This is a genomic window from Acinetobacter shaoyimingii (assembly GCF_011578045.1).
In the GTDB taxonomy this organism is placed as follows: Bacteria; Pseudomonadota; Gammaproteobacteria; order Pseudomonadales; family Moraxellaceae; genus Acinetobacter; species Acinetobacter shaoyimingii.
On the sequence record NZ_CP049801.1, the window covers coordinates 1,064,756 to 1,082,264 of the forward strand.

Annotated in this window: 17 protein-coding genes, 4 tRNA genes and 1 riboswitch; of the genes, 5 read left to right on the plus strand and 16 right to left on the minus strand. The window is 39.3% G+C overall.

The features are described 5' to 3' along the window. Positions 1 to 68: 68 nt before the first annotated feature. Entirely contained in the window at positions 69 to 374 is a 306-nt protein-coding gene (locus tag G8E00_RS04815; RefSeq protein WP_166222306.1) for a hypothetical protein, read from the minus strand. A 246-nt stretch (positions 375 to 620) separates the two neighbouring features. Then, a complete protein-coding gene (trhO, locus tag G8E00_RS04820) occupies positions 621 to 1,553 on the minus strand; it encodes an oxygen-dependent tRNA uridine(34) hydroxylase TrhO (protein WP_166011717.1) in 933 nt (310 codons plus the stop codon). A gap of 115 nt (positions 1,554 to 1,668) precedes the next feature. Between trhO and G8E00_RS04825 the strand changes: the two genes are divergently transcribed. Then, complete coding sequence (locus G8E00_RS04825) at positions 1,669 to 2,154, plus strand: DUF1289 domain-containing protein (protein ID WP_166222317.1); 486 nt, start codon at positions 1,669 to 1,671, stop codon at positions 2,152 to 2,154. Between the two features lie 67 nt (positions 2,155 to 2,221). Here the strand turns inward: G8E00_RS04825 and ribB are convergent, their stop codons facing one another. Continuing rightward, positions 2,222 to 2,881, minus strand: coding sequence for a 3,4-dihydroxy-2-butanone-4-phosphate synthase (gene ribB / locus G8E00_RS04830; RefSeq protein WP_166011721.1), 660 nt, complete (start codon positions 2,879 to 2,881; stop codon positions 2,222 to 2,224). A gap of 138 nt (positions 2,882 to 3,019) precedes the next feature. After that, a riboswitch (FMN riboswitch) is annotated at positions 3,020 to 3,203 on the minus strand. Positions 3,204 to 3,387: 184 nt separating this feature from the next. On the opposite strand from ribB, the gene G8E00_RS04835 reads away from it, so the two are divergent. Beyond that, the gene (locus G8E00_RS04835; RefSeq protein WP_166222328.1) at positions 3,388 to 5,190 is read left to right on the plus strand and encodes a DUF2157 domain-containing protein; all 1,803 of its coding nucleotides are present in this window, start codon (positions 3,388 to 3,390) and stop codon (positions 5,188 to 5,190) included. A 2-nt stretch (positions 5,191 to 5,192) separates the two neighbouring features. Continuing rightward, on the plus strand, positions 5,193 to 5,729 hold the full coding sequence (locus G8E00_RS04840; protein WP_166226426.1) for a GDYXXLXY domain-containing protein: 537 nt from the start codon (positions 5,193 to 5,195) through the stop codon (positions 5,727 to 5,729). 59 nt (positions 5,730 to 5,788) lie between these two features. On the opposite strand, the gene panD is transcribed toward G8E00_RS04840, so the two are convergent. From panD to G8E00_RS04895, 11 genes are all read right to left on the minus strand, one after another. Continuing rightward, the gene (gene panD, locus G8E00_RS04845; protein WP_166011725.1) at positions 5,789 to 6,169 is read right to left on the minus strand and encodes an aspartate 1-decarboxylase; all 381 of its coding nucleotides are present in this window, start codon (positions 6,167 to 6,169) and stop codon (positions 5,789 to 5,791) included. 144 nt (positions 6,170 to 6,313) lie between these two features. After that, positions 6,314 to 6,892: an aminoacyl-tRNA hydrolase gene (gene pth, locus G8E00_RS04850; protein ID WP_166011727.1), complete on the minus strand. Its 579-nt coding sequence runs from the start codon at positions 6,890 to 6,892 to the stop codon at positions 6,314 to 6,316. Between the two features lie 18 nt (positions 6,893 to 6,910). Then, a complete protein-coding gene (gene rplY / locus G8E00_RS04855; protein ID WP_166011729.1) occupies positions 6,911 to 7,207 on the minus strand; it encodes a 50S ribosomal protein L25 in 297 nt (98 codons plus the stop codon). Positions 7,208 to 7,304: 97 nt separating this feature from the next. Then, entirely contained in the window at positions 7,305 to 8,258 is a 954-nt protein-coding gene (locus G8E00_RS04860) for a ribose-phosphate pyrophosphokinase (protein ID WP_166011731.1), read from the minus strand. 36 nt (positions 8,259 to 8,294) lie between these two features. Beyond that, positions 8,295 to 8,369: transfer RNA gene (locus tag G8E00_RS04865), tRNA-Gln, on the minus strand. Positions 8,370 to 8,460: 91 nt separating this feature from the next. Then, a tRNA-Gln gene (locus G8E00_RS04870) sits at positions 8,461 to 8,535 on the minus strand. A gap of 32 nt (positions 8,536 to 8,567) precedes the next feature. Then, positions 8,568 to 8,642 (minus strand) — tRNA-Gln (locus tag G8E00_RS04875). Between the two features lie 47 nt (positions 8,643 to 8,689). Continuing rightward, a tRNA-Gln gene (locus tag G8E00_RS04880) sits at positions 8,690 to 8,764 on the minus strand. A 5-nt stretch (positions 8,765 to 8,769) separates the two neighbouring features. Next, a complete protein-coding gene (gene ispE / locus G8E00_RS04885) occupies positions 8,770 to 9,597 on the minus strand; it encodes a 4-(cytidine 5'-diphospho)-2-C-methyl-D-erythritol kinase (RefSeq protein ID WP_166222338.1) in 828 nt (275 codons plus the stop codon). A 19-nt stretch (positions 9,598 to 9,616) separates the two neighbouring features. Further along, positions 9,617 to 10,198, minus strand: coding sequence for a lipoprotein insertase outer membrane protein LolB (gene lolB / locus G8E00_RS04890; protein ID WP_166222348.1), 582 nt, complete (start codon positions 10,196 to 10,198; stop codon positions 9,617 to 9,619). 6 nt (positions 10,199 to 10,204) lie between these two features. Beyond that, complete coding sequence (locus G8E00_RS04895) at positions 10,205 to 11,917, minus strand: tetratricopeptide repeat protein (protein ID WP_406741452.1); 1,713 nt, start codon at positions 11,915 to 11,917, stop codon at positions 10,205 to 10,207. A 76-nt stretch (positions 11,918 to 11,993) separates the two neighbouring features. Here G8E00_RS04895 and hemA point away from each other — a divergent pair, with 76 nt between their 5' ends. Then, positions 11,994 to 13,277: a glutamyl-tRNA reductase gene (gene hemA / locus G8E00_RS04900; protein ID WP_166222350.1), complete on the plus strand. Its 1,284-nt coding sequence runs from the start codon at positions 11,994 to 11,996 to the stop codon at positions 13,275 to 13,277. A gap of 33 nt (positions 13,278 to 13,310) precedes the next feature. Here hemA and G8E00_RS04905 read toward each other — a convergent pair whose 3' ends face one another. Further along, on the minus strand, positions 13,311 to 15,215 hold the full coding sequence (locus G8E00_RS04905) for a DNA primase (protein WP_166222352.1): 1,905 nt from the start codon (positions 15,213 to 15,215) through the stop codon (positions 13,311 to 13,313). Positions 15,216 to 15,362: 147 nt separating this feature from the next. Continuing rightward, positions 15,363 to 16,376, minus strand: a complete 1,014-nt coding sequence (locus G8E00_RS04910) for an outer membrane protein assembly factor BamD (protein WP_166011744.1) — start codon at positions 16,374 to 16,376, stop codon at positions 15,363 to 15,365. 71 nt (positions 16,377 to 16,447) lie between these two features. Between G8E00_RS04910 and rluD the strand changes: the two genes are divergently transcribed. After that, positions 16,448 to 17,500 carry a 23S rRNA pseudouridine(1911/1915/1917) synthase RluD gene (gene rluD, locus G8E00_RS04915; protein WP_166222354.1) on the plus strand — a complete coding sequence of 351 codons (1,053 nt, stop codon included), beginning with the start codon at positions 16,448 to 16,450 and terminating at the stop codon, positions 17,498 to 17,500. Positions 17,501 to 17,509: the final 9 nt, after the last annotated feature.

A 17,509-nucleotide genomic window follows, 5' to 3' on the forward strand; every position in this document is an offset into this window, starting at 1 on the left:
TGGGTGCTTTTTTGTTTATGATTTTGCTAATATTGCTTTGTTGTAATTCAACTTTATGGCTTGAAGCATTATTCTTTAAAGTTAAGTAATGTGTAAATATAAACTTTGCGAAGAAAAAAGGTAATGACTAAAGGAATGAGCATCAATAGGCCATATTCAAGCCAATTGGCAGAAATCGAATAGCCAATTGCAAAAGCGATAGCGGCACCAATTAATGCGCCTAAGACAACAATAAAAATATGCGATTCAGCATTCAAGGAAGATGCACTTGGAGCAAACTGAATTGAACGTAGTGGGCTATTTGCTGTTATGGAGCTTTTATTGAAACGTGATGTTTTATTGTCTTTGTTCAGAACGATGATTTTTTGATTCATTGCTCACTCCAAAATTTTAGTATTCGTTTTCAATGTCTTATTCACATAAAACTGAAAATATATTTTTATAAAGTTACATTGATTACTGATTTGAAATAAGGCTAGCAACTCTATTTTTTAATGTCTGTGTATTCATGCAGATAAATTGTTGGATTATTGCTTATATTTTATAAAAATTGTTAACAAAACAATAAAGCCATCATTTTATGTGATGGCTTTATCATATTTCAAGACATATTTTGAAAATTACAAACGTTTGCGTTTTGCTGCTGCAATTTGTGATTGGCGCATACGGAAACCTTCTTTTTGTTTCTCTGTGGTTTTGTCGATGCAATAAACACATGACACGCCATGTTCATAGCTTGGTAATGCAACCTCTTCAGGAAGTAGTGGCCAACCGCAAGCATGACACTTGGTATTTTGACCTTCCTCTACACCATGAGTAACTGCTGTACGGCCATCAAATACGAAACATTCACCTTCCCATAAGCTTTCTTCAGGAGGGGTTTCTTCTAAATATTTTAAAATACCGCCTTTAAGGTGATAAACCTCATTAAAACCTTCTTGAAGAAGTAATGATGTTGATTTTTCACAACGGATACCACCCGTACAGAACATCGCAATTTTTTTGTCTTTATGCTGTTCGAGATTTTTTTTCACATATTCAGGGAATTCACGGAAACTTTCAGTCTTCGGATCGATTGCACCTTTAAATGTTCCCGCTTTGTATTCGTAGTCATTACGAGTATCAACCAGAATGACATCATCACGAGCAATCAGTTCATTCCATTCTTTAGGATCAAGATAGTGACCCACTAAATCACGTGGCTTAACAGGTACGCCCAGGGTCACAATTTCTTTTTTGTGCTTAATTTTCATTTTACGGAAAGGTTTTTCTTCACTATGCGATTCTTTATATTCCATCGCATCGAAACCTTCGTTTAGAAGAAATTGATGAATAACATCAATTGCATGACGGTCACCTGCAACTGTACCATTAATGCCTTCATGTGCAACAATTAGAGTACCGCATAGGTTGATGGTTTTTACCAAGTCTAAAAGACGTTGTTGAAGATCTAACGAATCTGAAACTTCTTTAAATTGATAAAGCGCTGCAACAACCCAACCAGTGGTCGCTTGCTGTTCTACAGGTGCAAGCTGTTCTACAGTAGCGTTCATGGAGTACTCCAAATGTATTAAGATAAGATAAATTCAAGGCGCATATTTTAGCGCGATTTCGACAAATATGCGAGAAAACCATATAGTAAATATGGCTTTAAATGAGGAAAAAATTTTGAGTAATGATCGTCGAATACCTTCTCTTACCCCATGTGCAGGGCGTTGCTCTACGGTATTTGGTGATGCAGTCTGTCGTGGTTGTCGACGTTTTAACCACGAGGTGATTCAATGGAATACATATTCAGCAGAACAACGACAAACCATTTGGAAGCGTTTAGATGCGCAGCTTGATCAAATTTTAGTCCCGATGTTACCCCATGCAGATATACGTCATGTGGAGGGTTTTATTGAGAGTAAGCGTATCCGAGTATTTGAAGATGCGAGTAAGGGTAGAAAGCTCTACCATGCATTGAAAATTTGTGAAAAAAATAAAAATTTAGCCACTGAGAGTGGTTTGGGGATTCAAGCGCAACAAGTTAAACCCATTTGGACTGAATTTGAACGACGTGTTTTGGCATTGGCGAATGCCAGTTATGAGTTAGCTTGGCTAAGAGCTGATGGTATTAGTCAAAGTTTATTGCAAACCATAGATGAAGAATAATAAGTACAATCGATTAAATTGCAGAATAAAAAAAGCCCGATGATTTTCGGGCTTTTTGATTTCAATCTTAAAGTTTGTGCTGAATTCGATATTGCGCAATTTCTTCAATGGTAATCACGGTCAAATGATGTGTCTGTGCATAAGACAGTACCTGAATGCCCGAAGCCATCGTGCCATCTGGGTTGGTCAATTCACATAATACACCAGCAGGTTTTAAACCGGCTAAACGTGCCAAATCGATCGTACCTTCAGTATGTCCACGTCGAGTCAATACGCCACCTTCGCGGGCACGTAAGGGGAAGACGTGTCCAGGACGATTGAGATCACTGGCTACAGCGCCATCTTTAATAGCAGCTTGAATCGTGGTGGTACGGTCTTTTGCTGAAACACCTGTGGTCACACCTTGCGCTGCTTCTATGGTCACAGTAAATGCAGTTTTAAATTGACTTGAGTTGTCTTCGACCATTGGTGGCAGTTCTAGATGCGTTGCCAGTTCATCGGTTAGACATAAACAAACAATACCTGAGCCATCACGAATCATACGTGCCATGGTTTCGACAGTTAAGGTTTCAGCTGCAACAATCAGATCAGCTTCATTTTCACGGTCAAAATCATCCATCACCAAAACAGGTTTACCTTGGCGAATATCGTGAAGTGCTTGTTGAATACGTTGCTCAGCGGGTGCTAATGCAGAAAAGAAAATTTCGGGTTGAATTAAACTAGACATTGAAACGCTCACGTAAGTTAAAAGTACGATTGAACATTTCAGGACATATTGAAAATAGGCTTATCGCAAAACAGTTTTATGCTTAAATTTAGCCGTGAAGTGATGGCTAAACTAAATATATAAAACATGATGTACTGCTTTCGTCTTCTTTCATCCGGACTATACCGTCGGCTTTGGCTTCTCACCAAATCTGCCAATCAATGCATTTCAACTGAATTGATGGCTCGTGGGCTGTATCAGTACATACCATTCAAGTTTAAAACATAAAGTGAATGTCTGAAATTACCACCGGTGGGGAATTACACCCCGCCCTGAAGCGATGTACAGTTATTATAGACGTGATTTGGAAAAGATGGGATAGCGAGCAACCAAAGCCATACGCATAATTTTAGATAAGTAAAACAATTTATTAGATTAAGGATTGGGTGTTTTATGGGGTGCTTTATCAGAATGGGTTAAACATGATATTGTCAATTTACGATTTAACTTACTTCATAATTCTAAAAATGATTAAAAATGATTTAAAACAAAAAAATGAATTTTCACTTTTGCTCTTTACCCATGCAAATGTACTTCGTTTTTTAAATATTTTAGCCATAGCGCTGATCGCAGTGAGCCTATTGTATTTGATGGCTGCCAACTGGTGGATGCTGCCCAAATTTGTACGCCTCAGCATCCCGATGTTGGTTCTTATGCTTTCTGCAGTAGCCAGTGTTTACTCTACACAATCGCAAGCGCTTCGACAGAGCTTAGATACGATTTCAGGCTTAATGATAGGTTTAAGTTTAGCTGTGATTGGGCAGATTTATCAAACTGGGGCAGATAGTTATCTGTTATTTTTGGTTTGGTCTGTCTTGCTATTGCCGTGGTTGTATCGTCCTAATATTGGTGTTTTTTGCATATTGGTGGTGGTGAGTCAGTTAGCGCTATATTTTTATTTTCAACAAAGCTTTTGGATGCTAAGGGCACCTTGGGCGTATGTTGTTGCTTTGAATTTGCTGACTGCAATCAGTTTGATCTATGCAATGCGTCATTATCCTATATTGCGTTATGTGTTTATTGTATTTTTAATCGTGATCTCCTTAGCGAGTATGTTCTGCTTTATTCAAAACCATCAGGTTATCGATCTGGTTTCAGTGTTTGTTCTGCCTCTTGGTGTAGCATATTACTTCTATCGGCGACAACGTGTGCTTGAGCCGATCCTATTAATCGCTGGTGTCGCATTGAGTTTAAGTTTGTGGCTTTTGGAAAGTGTCAGTGGATTTTTGAGTCATTCGGGCGGTGGCTTATTTACACTGGCTATGATTATTTTTGCATGGTTCGCCGCAATTAGTTTTGTACTTACTCGGTTATTTCCAAAAAATAATTTAGCCATGATTCCTTTAGCGATTGGGGCGTGGATTGCGGGGATTATTCTTGCAAGTTTATTACTGACTTTTTGGCAGGCTTTTTCAATTGTGATGGGTGTTGTATTCATCATCATCGCTTGGTTTTTACTCTCTAAATATACTTCATTTTTTATTCGTCAATTTGCGTATTGCTTATGGGTATGCGGTCAAACGGCAATTTTAATTCATGTGGGATTGCTGACGGATAATTTGTGGTATGTATGGTTTATACAATTGCTCATGTTGAGTTTGACGGCTTTCACAGCCAAGCACTGGTTTATTCTCACCATTCAACTGATTGCTGCTTATTGTTTGGGTGTTGGTGCATTATTATTTATGAATGTTTTGGCAGCTAAAGAAGAAGTGCTACAAGTCATGTCTGGATGCAACACGCTTATTTTTATAATCATGTTGTTGACAGCACGATATTGGCAGTCCTCAATCTATATGAAAAGTATCGTGCTTTGGCTATTGTTCATCTTGTTTTGTGTTGCTGCATGTCAAATGCTGATTGGATTAAATATGCCATTTTTAAAACAAGCAGAACCAGATCAAATCATTATTTTTTATCTTTTACCTTCCATTTTTGTGCTCTGTTTTGTTTTACAACGAGCAAATACACTTCATCACCTATGGTTTTGGGCTATTCCGATTTTAGGTTTATTCTTTATTTTAATGGGATATTTTGAGCTTTTCATTGTGCTGGTGTTATTGGCTTGGGCTATTGTGTATGGGCATAAATGGGTGCAAGCAATATGTATATTGCTTTTGGTGTTTTGGTTGTGGATGTTGTATTACTACCTAGGCCTTAGTTTTTTATATAAAAGCCTCACCATTTTCATATCAGGTCTGATGCTGTTGATGATGGTGTATGGTTTGAAGCAGATAGAAGCGCTCACAGACCATGGAGAAATATCATGAATATTAAAAAGATATTTCCGCTTGCTCTGGCTTTTTGTAGTGTCTTGATTTTTGTTGGGCTGGTGATTAAACACGAACTTCATCTAAGACAGGCTCAGTCTATTTATGTTCAATTGCAACCTGTAGATCCTCGGTCATTGTTACAGGGGGATTATATGGTGTTGAATTACGATTTAAAATTACATGAGGTCAATGATCAACAGATAGAAAATCAATCTCAAATCATGAGTTATGTCCTCTTGGATGAACGACACCGTGTTATTAAAACAACATTTGATCTAGAATCAACAACGTTTGGAACACCTCAAAGCATTCCTTTGATCCTGAAAAATCCTAAGAATTATCTTGATGCTCTGTATCCAGCAGCCAATAGTTTTTTATTTGCTGAAGGGTTAGAACCTTGTTATCGCGATGCTAAATATGCAGAGATTAAAGTCAAGCCCAATGGTCAAGCATTGTTGGTCGGATTGGTTGATCAGTATTTGAAATCTTTAAATTGTGAACAGCAGAAGAAATGGGCAGAGGGCAGTGGTGCTTAGTTTTATTTTCTAGAAACATAAAAAAACCCGCATTGTGCGGGTTTTTTAAAATCTTGTATTTAAGCCACTTGAACTGGAATACAGTTTGCAGTGTGATTTACCGTATTATTCGGGTTTGCATACACTAAGCGTGGTTTATGTGCATCTGCTTCAGCAACTGTAAAGTCACCAAATGTTGCAATAATCACTAAATCACCCACTTCAGCTTGATGTGCTGCGCCACCATTCACTGAAATAATGCCAGAGTTTTCTTCGCCACGAATTGCATAAGTGGTGAAGCGCTTACCATTGGTCACATTCCAAACATGAATTTCTTCATATTCGCGAATGCCTGCTAAATCCAATAATACGCCATCAATAGCACAAGAACCTTCATAATGAAGTTCAGCTTGGGTAACTACTGCACGGTGAATTTTTGCTTTTAATAAACGAGATAGCATGGGAAGCGACTCCTATGTTGCCCTAAGAATATAATCTTATGGTTAAACAACAATTTCTATAACAGTGGGATGAAATTGAAAGCGCATTTTGCTCTCAAATTTTCAACATGGCAAGAGAAAATTAAATACGAATTCGTCATTAAACTAAGGTTTGTAGGCATTAATTTGATTCATTGCCTGCTGAATTTCACCATTCACCAATAATTTGATTCGGCTTAAAGCATGGTGAATCGCATCATCCATCAATGCTTGTTCACTTGATGGTGCTTTACTCAATACATGTCCAGAAACACGTTCTTTTGAACCAGGATGACCAATACCAATACGTAAACGATGGAAGTTAGGACCAATATGCGGAACGATATCACGTAAACCATTGTGACCGCCGTGTCCACCACCTGTTTTCAAGCGAATAACACCTGGATCCATATCGAGTTCATCATGAGCAATGAGTATTGCTTCAGGAGCGATATTGTAGAATTTTGAGAAGGGTACAACACTTTGACCTGAAAGGTTCATAAATGTAGTCGGTAACAATAGACGAACGTCTTGACCTTCGATCTTACCGCGACCACTGATGCCTTTATATTTAGGATCAGATTTTAAAGAAATGCCATATTGATCTGCGAGGCGTTCTACGAACCAGAAGCCTGCATTATGGCGGGTTTGGGCATACTCAGAACCTGGGTTACCCAAACCAACAATCAGTGAAAGATTTGACACTAATTACACCATGAATACTTATGCGCGTTGGAAGTCAGCGTGCATAGGTGTGTTTTTAGCTGGGTGACGTTGTAAAGCTTTGATTTTAACGCTTTCAACTTTGTCGCCTACTTGGATTTCAATCACTTCTTCAAAGAAGGCATTGTTTTCAAGAGCTTTAACAAGCTGACGAAGTTCTAAAGTGATTGCTACAGGTTCAGCAGCACCACCATAGATGATTGCAGGAACTTTAGTAGCATGACGAAGGCGGCGGCTCGCACCTTTCCCTTGGTTTGCTACTTCACGCGCTTCAGCGTTTAATACGAAATTTGCCATGAGAATATCCTCATTGAGTTTAAAGTAACTGAACTTGCGACCAGTTCAGCGATAGAAAACCCTGTCAAAAGACAGGGTCTTAAAAAAATTTTGGCTATTATAGATAACTATCGAACATTGCGCTAATAGATTCTTCGTTATTAATACGACGAATTGTTTCAGCAACCATGCTAGCGACAGAAACTTGACGAATTTTGCCAAGTTCTTGAGCTTCTTGAGATAAAGGAATGGTATCTGTTACAACAAGTTCGTCGATCACAGAGTTTTTCAAATTCTCAATAGCTTTACCAGATAAAACTGGGTGAGTAGCGTAGGCAACAACACGGCGAGCACCAAATTTTTTCAGTGCATCAGCAGCTTTACATAATGTACCTGCTGTATCAACCATATCATCAACGATGACACAATCACGATCTTTAACATCACCAATCAAATGCATCACTTGTGATTCATTTGCTTTTTGACGACGTTTGTCGATGATTGCAAGGTCGATATCACCCATTTGTTTTGCAACAGCACGTGCACGAACAACACCACCAACGTCAGGTGAAACCACCATGAGGTTGTCATGTTGTTGTTGACGTAAGTCAGCAAGCAAAGCAGGTGTACCGTAGATGTTGTCTACAGGAATATCGAAGAAACCTTGAATTTGGTCAGCGTGAAGGTCAATCATCACCACACGGTCAATCCCGACTGTTGTTAACATGTCTGCAACAACTTTAGCCGTAATTGGCACACGAGATGAACGAGGACGACGGTCTTGACGTGCATAACCGAAATAAGGAATCACAGCAGTGATACGACCAGCACTTGCACGACGCAATGCATCTGCCATCACCAAAACTTCCATGAGGTTGTCATTGGTTGGGGCACAAGTAGGCTGAACGATAAATACGTCTTTACCACGCACATTTTCAGTAATTTCGACAGCGATTTCGCCATCAGAAAATTGACCTACAGATGCAGCACCTAAAGGAATGTGCAAATGGCTTACGACTTTTTGGGCGAATTGTGGATGCGCTGTTCCACTAAAAACGACAAGATTGGGCATGAAGCACCCTTGGCGGTTGAAATGTATAGAAAGAGATGGCAGGGGCGGCTGGATTCGAACCAACGGATGCCGAGATCAAAACCCGGTGCCTTACCACTTGGCGACGCCCCTAATGCGGCAGAACTTTAATATTTTTACAGTAATTTGTCAAGTTGACTTGGCAAGCTACATTGTAAGTATGTTCTATCTTTTTAACAGTAAATGGCAGGGGCGGCTGGATTCGAACCAACGGATGCCGAGATCAAAACCCGGTGCCTTACCACTTGGCGACGCCCCTAAAATGATGTGTTGTATACGCTTAAACGTTAATGGCAGGGGCGGCTGGATTCGAACCAACGGATGCCGAGATCAAAACCCGGTGCCTTACCACTTGGCGACGCCCCTATCTATAACGCTTAATGTATTTACATACATCTACAGGTGAAAAATGATGGCAGGGGCGGCTGGATTCGAACCAACGGATGCCGAGATCAAAACCCGGTGCCTTACCACTTGGCGACGCCCCTATCATTTAAACTTCAATATGATTCAATGGTGATTCGTTTAAACTATTAACCAAGTAAGCTTTACATGGTGAATGTTTAAGAATCTCATCAAGATTCATATCTTCAGTTACTTCAGTAAAAACACAAGCACCTGTACCTGTAAGTTTTGCAACACCGAACTGATCTAAATATTGCATCGCTTCATCGACTTCTGGATATAAGCTTCTTGCCAGAGGCTCAAAGTTATTTCCGAAATCAGATGGCTTTATCTGATAGGCGCAAAATTTAGAGGTCTTCGTGTCTCTTGTCAACGATTTTTGTGAAAAAAGCAGTTGAGTGCTGATAAAACAATCAGGTTTGAGCACAATGTATTGTTTTTGATCTAAGTCTATGAATGATAAGTGTTCGCCAATGCCTTCTGCCCAAGCATTTCGACCATGAACGAAGATTGGTACATCTGCACCTAATTTCACACCTAAATCAGCAAGTTGATCAATTGTTAATCCACACTGCCAAATTTTATTCACAATGAGTAGCGTTGTCGCAGCATTGGATGATCCGCCACCAAGTCCAGCACCCATGGGAATATTCTTCTCAATGCGTATAAAAAGACCAGTTGGTCGCTTTGCAAATGGTTTAAGCGCTTGGGTGGCTTTGTAAATCAGATTATTTTCAAGATCGACGCTGGATAAACCATCAATATGAATCTCATCACCATCTATTTGTTTAAATTCTATCCAATCATATAAATCGATCAGCTGAAAGATCGATTGTAATTCGTGATAACCATTTTCACGACGACCAGTAATATGTAAAAACAAATTGAGTTTTGCAGGTGATGGGACACGAATCATATGAAATTAACTTTTCAAATTAACGATTTTGAAGAACCATTGTAATACGGTTTTCTTTGCCAGTTTCAAGCTGTTGTTGCAAAATCAGTTTATTGGGCAAATTTGCTGTGTCGTTATAGCTTAAATTGACTGTCCAACCGTCTTCTTTAATTTGATTGATGCGATTTTGATCGTCTTTTTGTAGTTGTGCATTCAGCGTTGCTGGTCGTGCTTGTACCCAACTGACGATGTGGGTAATCGGGGCTTGCCATCCAGTTGCACGTTGTAATAATTCTTCTGGTGTTGCAGCACGAATCAGTCCTGTCTTAGAACTATTTAAAGTGACTTGACCAGGTTGACCACTAATTTGGGTTTTTCCAATACCTAAAATACCGCTTAACTCGATATCAAACTGTTCTTGATTTTGTTGCCATGTAAAAAAAGCACTACCCGATTGAGCAGGTGTTTTGACTCCAATTTTACCTTGTAAATTAAATTGATTGGCTTTTTCAACTGTATTGGAGGGTGCAACAGGTTTTTGTGTCATGGTTTGACAGCCTGTCATTGCAATAACACTCAGTGAACATCCAATAATTAATGCTGATTTGAGTAAAGTACGCATAAAGGATTAACTCTTTTTAGAATTTAGGGGTAACAGTAACTGGTCGAGTTGAGCAAGTTGTGGATCATTTGGATGATTTAATTGGAGTATTTGTAAGACTTTGCTAAATTCTGGCAATGCGCCTTGCATATAAAGGGATTTGGCATAACGAACCCCAATTTTTACACTTTTACTGATTTGATAGGCCTGCCCAAGCACCTTGGCAGACGTTGCAAAATCATTTTGCAAATACGTAATATAGCCCAAGGTATCCAAAATAGACGCTTGTTCAGGGGCATTTTCAAGAGCACGTTCTGCATACTCGCGTGCTTCATCTAAACGTCGATTTTGCAAAGCTAAAGTATAAGCAAAGGCATTTAGATAGGTTGGACTATTTGGCTCAATCTCTAGCAATTTCTTTAAAACCAGATCAAGTTGTGCGCGATCTTGAAAGGGATCGAGCAATAACACTTGTGAATAGAGCAGTTCTGGGTCATCAGGTAAGTTTTTTGATGCTTCTTTGAGTAAGCCTAAAGCGGCTTTTTTATTGCCCAAAGTTTTTAAAATTTCAGATTGGGCTTGGTATAAGAAGCTGGCATGTTGTGGGTAATTGACTCGTTCTTGGGTTAAAAAGCGCAACACATCGTGCAATTTGCCTTGCTTATTATAAATTGCAATCAAACTACGGCGAGAGAGCATATAGAGATTGCCATCCACCAAGCGATAATAGGCTTTAGCTGTTTCAAAATGTTCTTTACGTTCAGCATTGACAGCCAAATAGTAATAGGCATCATTTTGATATTTAGGCGAGAAACGTAATTCGACCAGATATTGTTCAGCTAAATCGTATTGTTTTAAATCGATTGCCGTTAAACCTGCAATGATCAGCGCTTCTTCGGCATCTGGCCAGCGTTTAATAATGTGTTTAAGTTTATTGAGTCCAGTTTCAGGCTGACCATTTTTAATTAAGTAACGCACTTCAGCCAAATTGATTTCAAGATTATTTCGATTTTTGCGACTACTACGCTCAAGCCACTTTAATGTTTTATCTTCACCTTCTATTGCAGTCAATAAATTGGCTTTAAGTAAAATAAATCCTGTAACTTTTGATTTCTTTTTCAGTGCCTTATTGATGGTTTTTAGTGCTTCTTCAAATTCATTATTTTGTGCTTGTAAGCTCGCAATCAAAGCCAAAATAGATGGATTATTATTTTGTTTGCTATTTTTGAGCGTAATCACCAGATTTTGACGATCTTCTGCTGACTCTGGTGAAATTCCTTCCAAAATAGACTCTAAGTCAGAATTTGGATCTAGCTTCAGTATGCTGTCGAGGACATTTGCTGCGAGTTCATATTGGTGTGCTTTTAAAGCAATATGCGCTAAATAAAATTTGGCAGGGACATCATTGGGTTCTTGCACCACCCAGTGCGTTGCAATATCAAGTGCTGCTTCTAAATTGTTATTTTCAATCGCAATATCGAGTGCGCGCTGTTTTACAGACGTAGAATTACTGCGAATCGCAAGAACCGTATAGTTGTGTAAAGCTGTAGGCGTGTCGTTTGCAGCAAGTGCAAATTCGGCAATCATGGTTTGTTCAATCGCATTTTGATTGAATTTTGCATGATAAATATCTTCAGATGCTCTAATATGAGCACTATAAGCCATGCTACTCACCAACAAGATTGTGGTAGAATATTGTCTAATAGTCATGCCGTTACTTCGGTAATTTATATGACGCAATTTTTTTATCCAAGTACTGCTTTTTATGACACCGTTATTGCACAATAGCATAAATTTAGCGAAATGATGATCTGATATGTCTTTCTTTGCATTGGGTGTCAACCATCAGACCGCATCAGTTGAACTGCGTGAGCAAATTGCTTTTAACCCAGAGCGGTTAAGAGATTTACTTGTGCAGCAAAGTAACCACCAAAACTTAAATGATATGGTGGTTGTATCAACATGCAACAGAACTGAAGTCTATGCCATGGCTGAAAATGCCGATATGGTATTAGATTGGCTTGCCCAAAAAAATGGTATTGATGTTAAACAGTTGTTAAATCATGTTTACCGCTATGAAAATGCACAGGCGGTGACTCACCTCATGCGTGTTGCAAGTGGACTTGATTCATTGATGCTGGGTGAGCCTCAGATTATGGGGCAAGTGAAAACTGCTCTGAATTTGGCCAAAGAATCAGATGTTGTATCTCCAAATCTTAACCGTATTTTTGAATATGCATTTTATGCCGCAAAGCGTGTTCGTTCTGAAACTGCGGTTGGAAGTCATGCTGTTTCAATGGGTTATGCAGTTGCACAACTTGCATTACAAGTCTTTAGTCAACCTGAAAAACTGACCGTGATGGTGGTGGCTGCAGGTGAGATGAATAGTCTTGTGGCAAAACATTTGGCTGAGACGGGTGTTGCAAAAGTACTCATTTGTAACCGTAGCCGTGAACGTGCAGAAAATTTAGCTCAAGAAATTGCACATCGCGTGGAAGTCGAAATTATTCCATTTAATGAATTGGCAGAGAATTTACATCGTGCTGATGTTATTTCGAGCTGTACAGGGAGTTTGCATCAGGTCATCTCATTTAATGATGTCAAAACTGCATTAAAAAAACGTCGTTATCAACAAATGTTGATGGTGGATTTGGCTGTTCCGCGTGACATTGAACCAAAAGTTGAAACCTTGGATGGGGTTTATCTTTATGGTGTCGATGATCTGCAAACAGTGATTGATGAAAATTTAGCACAGCGTCGTCAAGCAGCAGTTGAAGCTGAAGTAATGGTGAATCAGCTGGCGACACAGTTGATTACTCAGCAAAAAGTGAATCAAGCAGGCAGTACCATTCATGCGTATCGGCAGTATGGCGAATCACTGCGTGAAACTGAATTGAAACTAGCCTTAGAGCGTGTGCAATCAGGTGAAAATGCTGAAAATGTGATGAAGGATTTTGCTCATCGCTTGACCAATAAACTTCTACATCCGACCTCTATTTTATTGCGTGAGGCTGCTCAGGCAGAAGATCCTTCATACTTCGAAGAGATGAAGGAAACGCTAAGCGATATTTATTCAAAACAGCGTAAACCAAAAAGATAAAAAAACAGGATCAATTTATTGATCCTGTTTTTTTTATTCGTGAAGTAATCTTAAACCAATTTTTTTGGTCAGCTCATTGAGTTGTTGTCTTAAGTTTCGTGATTCACTTAATGAGATTGGTGATTTTAATTTTTGTTTTAAATACTTCTCTTGTAAGGAAAGAGAATACTCAGAAGCGAGTTTATCTGCCATTTCAGGTGCTTGAGTTAAGGCCTGAATATTGGTGCGTTGCATAATTTCTGCTAACTCTAAATGATAGGGACTACATGCACCTAAAATATAATAGGTCGCCAGTTCTTGATCATCGGGTAGGTCATCAAAAATTCGATTCAATGTGCTGAGGACTTTTCCTAACAATTCATTTGGGTCAATAATCGCAGTTAACACTTCAAAATGAATATATAAAAACGGATGATGCATCAACATCGCAATGGCAAAATCTTCATCTTTGGTCCGAATGTTAAAAGACAGTGACGCATCATGATTGATTTGCGGTTGCCATTTTTTGTTAAAACCCAGTTTTTCTTTAAAAAATTGTCTGAGTAGATATTTATAGGAACCCTTTTGTGGAAGTAATTCAGCCAACTGATTGAGTTCACCCATCACCTGACTTTTACCTTCAGGTGTCGTGACTTCATATTGTTGACTGAGGAGCGCAAAAATAAAGTCAGATAGCAGTGGTGCTTGTTGCCAAAGTCGATTAAAGGTTTCTAACCCTTCTTTACGAATCAATGAATCTGGGTCGTGCTCTTTTGGCATGACGAAAAATTTAAGCTCTCGACCATCGGTGAGTAAAGGAAGCGCAATTTCCAAAGTGCGTCGGGCAGCTTTTTGACCAGCAGCATCGCCATCAAAGGCAATGGTCAACTGATTATTTTGCTTAAACAGCATATTGAGATGGTCAGCATTACTTGCTGTACCTAACGTTGCAACAGCACCTGAAATGCCTGCTTGCTGAAGGGCAATCACATCCATATAACCTTCAACCATCAACCAGTTTTGCGCTTTCAGTTTACGACCTTCATACAGACCATACAGCAATTGGTTCTTATGGAAGACTTCGGAATCTGGTGAGTTGATGTATTTGGGTTTAATTTCATCATTCAGTGCGCGCCCACCAAAGCCGACAACCCGTCCTTTGCTATCCCGAATCGGGAAAATCACCCGTTCACGTAATAAATCAAAGTCACGACCTGTATCGCTGGTACGAATTAAACCCAGTAATTTTAAACCTTCGATGTCTTGTGGAAAGGCTTTTTCCAGATGTTGCCAGTCTTCAGGGGCATAGCCTAAGCGCCAGTATTTAACAGTTTCAGCACTTAATCCACGATGTCTAAAATACTTTTGTGCAGCCTGACTTTGTGGCAATTGCTTTTCATAATATTGTGCGACATTTTCGAGTAAATCATAGAAATTACCTTCTTGAGCAGGCGCTTCAAAAGGCATCTCATACTCAAAAGGAGCAGTGTCAAATTCTTGAAAATTTTGAAAAGCTTCAAAAGGATCCGCATCAAATCCCATTGCAACGGATGGCACTACTTCAGATGATGTCGCTGTAGATGAGGAATCTTGAGTTTTTGGTGCAATTTGTGGAGCAGGTTTGGGTGCTTCACGTTTGTAGGAGATTTTTTTAGCATCAAAATTGTCTTTTGGTAATTCAATACCTGTTTGGCTGGCCAAATCCTTCATGACATCGACAAAATTTCGATGATCAATGTCCATCAAAAAACGAATCGCATTCCCGTTCGCCTGACAACCAAAGCAATGATAATACTGTTTATCGCGATAGACGTGAAAGGAAGGCGACTTTTCTTGATGAAATGGGCAACAGCCTGAATAAGTTCGACCTGACTTTTTCAATTTCACACGTTGACCAATCAGATCGACAATATCAGTACGATCGAGGATTTGATCAATAGTATGTTGTGGAATTGCCATAATTTAAAAGCCAGATGCCAAAAAGATGAGATTTCATCAAGTTTAACTCAAACTCATGGCGTTGAATATCTAGCGGCTAAAAGAAATCCTTTACAAAAAATGAAATAAAAAAAGGCGGGATAAACCCACCTTTTCAAGTCATCAAGATTATTGTTGATTACGTTGCTGATCGTATAAACTTTCATTGGCAGGAGCGGATTCCAATTTAGAATCATCTTTATTGCCCAATAAGCCAAAACTTAAACGATTTAGTACACCTGATTTTTCTTTTTCTTGAGCTGGTTGTTCGCTACCAGTTTGTGAAACAGCTTGGCGACCAAAAATACCTAAAGTCGCTTTGTTAATCCAGCTTCCATCACGACGTGCCGCACGTAAATTGACATCACCATTGGCTTTTACCATATTGGGGTAGTTAAGCTTTAATACATCAATATATTGTTGTGCAGTCGCTTTATCACCAAGTTTTTGATAGCCATATGCCATGGTTGCTAATGCTTCTGGAATTTGTGGTGTTTGTGGGTAATGTTCTACCACCCATTGAGAGCGCTCAACGGCTGCAAGCCATGCTTTACGTTTCACATTAAAACGAGCCGCATTCATTTCGCTTTCAGCCAATTCTTGACCGATAAATTTCATGCGCTGAGCCGCATCGACTGCATATTGGCTACTTGGGAAACGACGAATAAAATCGACAAAGTTTTGATACGCTACTTTTAAATAACTGACATCACGATGTGCTTGTTGAAGTGAAGTATAGCGAAGTAGACCTTCGTAGTTTTGCTCCATATTGGCAACACCACGAACATAATATGCATAATCCACATTTTCATGTTGCGGATTTAAACGAATAAAACGATCTGCTAAGGTCACAGTCGCTTCATAATCTTTTTGCATGAATTTTGTATAAAGTAAATCTAATTGTGCTTGTTGAGAATATTGTCCCGTCGGGAAATAAGTATCAATCGCTTCTAATGATTTTGCTGCATCGCTATATTGTCTACGGTCTAATGCTTTTTTTGCTTTGTCATAATAACTTTGTTCGCTCGATTGCGGACCTTTATCAACAACATCTTTTTTTGGATTACTGCTACAGCCCACAAATGTAGCTGCTAAGCCTAACGATAAAGCAAGTATTGTAACTTTATAACGTGGTAGCGACATAAAAATTCCTCTGTTTATACGGGCAATAGGCTACAATTGCACTATTAAACCACTTTTGTCCGAATGAGCAAATGACTTCAGCACAATCTTCTAATTCTAATTTCCCAGAAACCGACTTCAATTTACTTGAAGATTCTGAGGATGCAGATAATCACAATTCCGCAGCAACTGCAACACGTTTATCGTTGCAATTTCAATTGGATGAAAGCTATTTAGGTCTGCGAATTGATCAAGCCGCTGCTATGGTTTGGAGTGAATTCTCTCGCGAAAAACTAAAACAGTGGTTGAAAGAAGGTCACCTTCTTGTCAATGGTCAAGTTGTCAAACCTAAGTATAAATGTGAAGGGAATGAAATACTAAGCCTAGATGTTGAACTCGAAGTTCAAACTGGTGCTGAGCCTGAAAATATCCCACTTAACATTGTCTATGAAGATAATGACATTCTCGTCATTAATAAACCAGTCGGAATGATCGTGCACCCTGGTGCAGGTAACCCAAATGGTACATTAGTTAACGCATTACTCTACCATTACCCAAAGTCTGCTGAATTATCACGTGCAGGCTTGGTGCATCGTATCGATAAAGACACCTCTGGTTTATTGGTTGTTGCGAAAAATTTAGAAGCGCAATTTTCTTTAAGTAAGCAATTGGCAAAAAAATCAGTGTACCGAGTATACGATTTAATCACATATGGCAACATTATTGCAGGTGGAACGATTGATGAGCCGATCAAGCGTCATCCTGTCGATCGTGTGAAAATGGCAATTTTACCGGGCGGTCGAGATGCCGTAACTCATTACAATGTGAAAGAACGTTTTCAAAATTTCACGCGTGTTCAAGCACAGTTAGAAACGGGTCGTACGCATCAAATTCGTGTTCACTTTAGCTATATTGGATTCCCGCTGATTGGTGATCCTGTTTATGTGAGTCGTGTGAAAGTCCCAGCAGGAGCTTCTGAAACTTTAGCCAGCACTTTACGTGCGTTTAAACGTCAGGCATTACATGCTTCAAAATTAGGGCTGGTTCATCCACGTTCAGGCGAAGAAATGACATTTGAAGCGCCTTGGCCAGAAGACTTTACGGCACTTTTGGATGTGCTGCGAAGTGAAAACAAAGCCTATTAAGCGCTTTTT

Excerpts from the sequence above, each read along its gene's own strand:
- G8E00_RS04815 (WP_166222306.1), bottom strand. The coding sequence starts at position 374 with ATGAATCAAAAAATCATCGTTCTGAACAAAGACAATAAAACATCACGT.
- trhO (WP_166011717.1), bottom strand. The coding sequence starts at position 1,553 with ATGAACGCTACTGTAGAACAGCTTGCACCTGTAGAACAGCAAGCGACC.
- ribB (WP_166011721.1), bottom strand. The coding sequence starts at position 2,881 with ATGTCTAGTTTAATTCAACCCGAAATTTTCTTTTCTGCATTAGCACCC.
- G8E00_RS04835 (WP_166222328.1), top strand. The coding sequence starts at position 3,388 with ATGATTAAAAATGATTTAAAACAAAAAAATGAATTTTCACTTTTGCTC.
- panD (WP_166011725.1), bottom strand. The coding sequence starts at position 6,169 with ATGCTATCTCGTTTATTAAAAGCAAAAATTCACCGTGCAGTAGTTACC.
- rplY (WP_166011729.1), bottom strand. The coding sequence starts at position 7,207 with ATGGCAAATTTCGTATTAAACGCTGAAGCGCGTGAAGTAGCAAACCAA.
- G8E00_RS04860 (WP_166011731.1), bottom strand. The coding sequence starts at position 8,258 with ATGCCCAATCTTGTCGTTTTTAGTGGAACAGCGCATCCACAATTCGCC.
- ispE (WP_166222338.1), bottom strand. The coding sequence starts at position 9,597 with ATGATTCGTGTCCCATCACCTGCAAAACTCAATTTGTTTTTACATATT.
- lolB (WP_166222348.1), bottom strand. The coding sequence starts at position 10,198 with ATGCGTACTTTACTCAAATCAGCATTAATTATTGGATGTTCACTGAGT.
- hemA (WP_166222350.1), top strand. The coding sequence starts at position 11,994 with ATGTCTTTCTTTGCATTGGGTGTCAACCATCAGACCGCATCAGTTGAA.
- G8E00_RS04905 (WP_166222352.1), bottom strand. The coding sequence starts at position 15,215 with ATGGCAATTCCACAACATACTATTGATCAAATCCTCGATCGTACTGAT.
- G8E00_RS04910 (WP_166011744.1), bottom strand. The coding sequence starts at position 16,376 with ATGTCGCTACCACGTTATAAAGTTACAATACTTGCTTTATCGTTAGGC.
- rluD (WP_166222354.1), top strand. The coding sequence starts at position 16,448 with ATGACTTCAGCACAATCTTCTAATTCTAATTTCCCAGAAACCGACTTC.